4 protein-coding genes are annotated in these 4535 nt (G+C 43.5%); all 4 read left to right on the top strand.

What is annotated here, in order from left to right; genetic code table 11:
- The first annotated feature begins 250 nt into the window (after nt 1-250).
- Genes ACP5P5_RS13330 through ACP5P5_RS13315 form a run of 4 tightly spaced genes read left to right on the top strand, consistent with a single transcriptional unit; the run spans nt 251 to nt 3905 of the window.
- Nucleotides 251-1399, top strand: coding sequence for a glycosyltransferase family 4 protein (locus ACP5P5_RS13330; RefSeq protein ID WP_428286607.1), 1149 nt, complete (start codon nt 251-253; stop codon nt 1397-1399).
- Between the two features lie 33 nt (nt 1400-1432).
- Nucleotides 1433-2590 (top strand): glycosyltransferase, encoded by a 1158-nt coding sequence (locus tag ACP5P5_RS13325; protein WP_428286606.1) that lies wholly within the window; start codon nt 1433-1435, stop codon nt 2588-2590.
- Nucleotides 2591-2598: 8 nt separating this feature from the next.
- Nucleotides 2599-3153 carry a WcaF family extracellular polysaccharide biosynthesis acetyltransferase gene (locus ACP5P5_RS13320; protein ID WP_428286605.1) on the top strand — a complete coding sequence of 185 codons (555 nt, stop codon included), beginning with the start codon at nt 2599-2601 and terminating at the stop codon, nt 3151-3153.
- The gene (locus ACP5P5_RS13315) at nt 3123-3905 is read left to right on the top strand and encodes a glycosyltransferase family 2 protein (RefSeq protein WP_428286604.1); all 783 of its coding nucleotides are present in this window, start codon (nt 3123-3125) and stop codon (nt 3903-3905) included. Before ACP5P5_RS13320 ends, ACP5P5_RS13315 begins: the two co-directional genes overlap by 31 nt.
- Nucleotides 3906-4535 lie beyond the last annotated feature (630 nt).

Here is a 4535-nt window from a genome sequence, read left to right as displayed (position 1 = left end):
GTAATCGTCATTTTTAGGCAAGCGGATGGAGCCTTGATTTTTTTGTCACTTTTTGTATCCAAACAAAAAGTGAAGAATAGTATAAGTAAACTTACCATTGCTTTCGCAAACGAACTTTCGTTCCAAAGCACCCCGGCCTCTGAAAAATAGATTACCTTCATTCGATACCTTTATCCCTTATTGAAAAAAATATTTCCCCGCATCAGTAATCCACTGATGCGCAGTATCAGCAAATTAACCCTGCTTTCCCATGCATAAAGTATTATTCCTGTATCTAAAAGCTTTTTCGTTTACCGGCGGCATTGAAAAATTCAATCGCAACTTCCTGAAAGCCTTGCATGAATTGAGTGTGGATGGGGTCATTCAGGCAGAAGCCTATTCCATGTATGATACAGAAACGGATCGCCGTTATTTCCCCAGAAAACGTTTTAAGGGATTCGGTGGTAAGCGCTTACAATTTGTGGGCAATACCTTAACAGAAGCTTCCGGTTTTCGGACCATCATATTGGGGCATATTAATTTAGCAGTAGTAGGGGTGTTAATCAAAGCCTTTTTCCCAAAAGTGCAAATTATCCTGATTGCCCATGGTATTGAAGTATGGCAACCCCAAAAGGGCATCAAAAAAACATTATTGACTAAATTAAACCATATTTATTGTGTTAGTCATTATACCCGTGAGCAGTTATTGCAACACCATGCTTTTTTACAACCGGCCCAATGCCGGATATTTCCCAATACTTTAGATGCGTATTTTACGCTTCCGGCGCTTTGTGCCAAACCGGCCGATTTATTACAGCAATACCAAATTACTCCCGAAACAAAAGTATTACTAACGGTAACCCGTTTGCAATCGTCAGAAAAATACAAAGGCTACGACACGGTGGTACGATTGATGCCCGCCTTACTGCAAATGAATCCCCATATTCGCTATTATATCATTGGCAAAGCCGATGCGGCCGAAGCTATGCGGATGCAACAACTGATAGAAATACTACAACTGCAACAACACGTGTTTTTGTTGGGATTTGTGCCCGATGCACTATTGCAACAACATTATTTAATGGCCGATGTGTTCATCATGCCCAGTCAGAAAGAGGGTTTTGGTATTGTGTTCATTGAAGCCATGGCTTGCGGCTTACCGGTTATTGCCGGCAATAAGGATGGCAGTCGCGATGCCTTACTGAATGGCCGTTTGGGCACCTTGGTTGATCCCTCCGACCCGGCAGCTATTTTACAGGCGCTGCAACAAATTCTATTGCATCCTCCTGATATGAAAGGCGAATTATTGCAACAGCAAGTTTGGCAGCATTTTAGTTTTACGGCCTATAAATGGCGTTTACAACAGTTATTAGCAGTTGATGAAAAGGTACAGTTGGATGAATCGACGCCGGGAAGGTAATTCAGTCATGGATAGGCAGTACTTTTGTATACCATGGAAGCAGCGATAAAAACCATACTCATTCTTAACCCCTATTTTTATCCGGGGTATAAAGCCGGTGGTCCTGTGCAATCGCTGCTGCATTTGGTAGAACATTTAGGACAACGGTACCGCTTTGCGGTATTTACCTCGGCACACGACTTAGGGGAAACCTCTGTTTATCCATCGGTGCAAACCAACCAATGGCAAACCCTGACAGTGAATGGGAAGCAGGTAATGGTTTGGTATGCTTCGGGCCGTATTACCCGAAAGGTACTGTTACAGTGTATACAATCCTTGCAGCCGAATGCGGTGTACATCAATGGGATGTATGGAATGCCCTGGTTTATATGGCCTTTGCAGTGGTGGAAAAAGAAAAAAATTAAGGTAGAGCGCATAATTGTTTGTCCCAGGGGTATGCTACAACCGGGAGCCTTGGCGGTAAAGCCTTGGCGCAAAAAAATTTATTTCAAAGGGTTGGGATTACTGGCTTTGTGTAAAGGGGTAGTTTGGCATGCCACTACACCCGATGAAGCCAATGATATTCGGCGTTTTGCCAAAGAAAATGCCCGGGTGGTTGTTGCGGCCAATATTCCCAAATGGCCATTGCAGGAATGGTTACCCTCAAATAAACGAGCGGGTGGTTTACAACTGATTTATTTATCGTTGATTACGGAAAAGAAAAACTTGTTGCTGTTATTGCAGGCCTTGCGCTTGTGCCAGCAATCCATAACATTACACATATATGGTCCGATAGTAGATACCCGGTATTGGCAGGAATGTGAAAAGCAAATGCAGCAAATGCCCGCCCATATTCAGGTAGCTTACAAGGGCAGTGTACCACCCACCGCCGTACAATCCACCATTGCACAATATGATGCGTTGGTATTATTGACCAAAGGAGAAAATTTTGGGCATGCCATTTATGAAAGTCTCAGTGCCGCCCGTCCGGTATTGATTAGTACCTTTACACCCTGGCAACATTTGCAGGAAAAACAGGCAGGATGGGATATACCTATTGAATCGGTGCATCAAATAGCGCAAACCATTGATGAATTGGCTTTGATGGAAACAAGCGAATGGATCACCTTTTGTAGCGGGGCACATAGCCTGGCATTACAGGTAGTGGAGCAAAATAATTGGGAATACGATTATGGTCTTTTGTTCGATTAAAATAAACAATGCAACGCGTACAACTGAATCAATACGACAATAGCTGGTATATACCCGGCGGATCTGCCCTAAAGCGGTTGCTGTGGTATTATACCAATGCGGTTATTTTTAAAACCGCTTTATTTCCCTTCAGTGGTTTAAAAGTAGCCTTGTTGCGACTTTTTGGTGCAGCAGTGGGGCGGCATGTGGTGATTAAACCGTCGGCGAACATCAAGTATCCCTGGCACTTAACAATAGGTAACGAGGTATGGATTGGTGAAGGGGTATGGATTGATAATTTAACCACTGTAAACATAGGCAACAATGTATGTCTATCGCAGCAAGCCTTACTAATTACCGGTAACCACAATTATACAAAAGTGGCGTTCGACCTAATGGTACAGCCTATTACCCTGCACAACGGGGTATGGATTGGTGCACAGGCTGTAGTAACCGGAGGTGTTACCTGTGGAGAACACAGTGTATTAACCCTGCGTTCTGTGGCCACGAAAGATTTATTGCCTTTTGGCATTTACAGCGGACATCCGGCTGAATGGGTGAAAGAACGGGTGATAACCGATTAAGCGAACACATGCTAACCATTTCCATTATAACGCCCAGCTTTAATAATGCGGCTACCATTTTACAAACCGTGGAGTCGGTTGCTACACAAACGGTGGTGCCGTTAGAACATTTAATTATGGACGGACAATCAACCGATGGTACGGAACAGGTATTGCAAAATACGGCTGCCATTTATATTTCAGCACCCGATGAAGGGATGTACGATGCCATGAATAAGGGCATACAGCGGGCTAGGGGAGAAGTGATTGGTATTTTAAATGCGGATGATTTTTATGCATCGGATACGGTATTGGAAAAGGTATTACAGCTGTTTGAAACTACGGGCTGTGATGCAGTGTATGGCGATTTGGTGTATGTGCATAAAGATAATGTGGCAAAAGTGCAGCGCTATTGGGTAGCCGGTCATTATAGGCAGGGTGCTTTTTTGCAAGGGTGGATGCCCCCACATCCTACTTTTTTTGTGCGCAGAAAAGTATATGAGCAATATGGTTTGTTCAATTTGAATTTAGGTACGGCAGCCGATTATGAGTTAATGCTGCGTTTGATACATAAACACGGCATACGGTTAGCGTATTTGCCGCAAACCTTGGTTTATATGCGGGCAGGGGGTGCCAGTAATCAAACCCTCTTGGCGCGTTTCAAAGCCAACCGTAAAGATGCCATGGCCTGGAAGGTGAATGGTTTACAGCCCAAGTGGTACACTTTGTATGCCAAGCCTTTGCGTAAGTTGAATCAGTTTTGGAAAGGATAGCGAAGGGAGGCTGCTGCATCCCACACAAGCTTCTAACAACGTAAACGCCTTTGTGTGAATAGCTTTTACTAAAAAAGATTTACCAAGGGTAGATACTGCGGGGAAGGGAGAGTGATGTGGTCGGTGGGGATACCTACCACTAGGGGGAAATAAGACAGCCATTTTTCCTGAGATACTTCGATGAAGCGTTAGTACTACTGTGGTGAATTACTGCAGAACGCTATTCTACATCCTTCGTCGGCATGCTTTGTGGAAAATAAGTATATAAAGTTCTGCCATTTGATGTTGGCAGGCTTCAACATGATGTACTATCGGATAGTGGGGACACCCACCACTAGGAAAAAGCTTTCTTTACTTTTTTGCTTGCCCAAAAAAGTAACAAAAAAGGGCACCGCAAAAATATGACAGCCATTTTTGCGGGGTTACTCCGATGCAGCGTTAGTACTACTGTGGTGAATTGCTTCAGAACGCTATTTTACACGCTTCGTCGGTATGCTTTGTGGAATATTAAGGTACTTTATATTCTGCCCATTTGATGCAGGTAGGTTCTAGTATTGGTAACTGTAAAAATTTTTAAGCCATTAAATTTATTCGTATTGGTTTAAGCGCTGACAACTTAAAAGGTGGACA

This window comes from Hydrotalea sp. (assembly GCF_049968455.1).
Lineage (GTDB): Bacteria > Bacteroidota > Bacteroidia > Chitinophagales > Chitinophagaceae > Hydrotalea.
The sequence above is the reverse complement of the archived record's forward strand: the minus strand, read 5'-3'. Positions and strand labels throughout refer to the sequence as shown.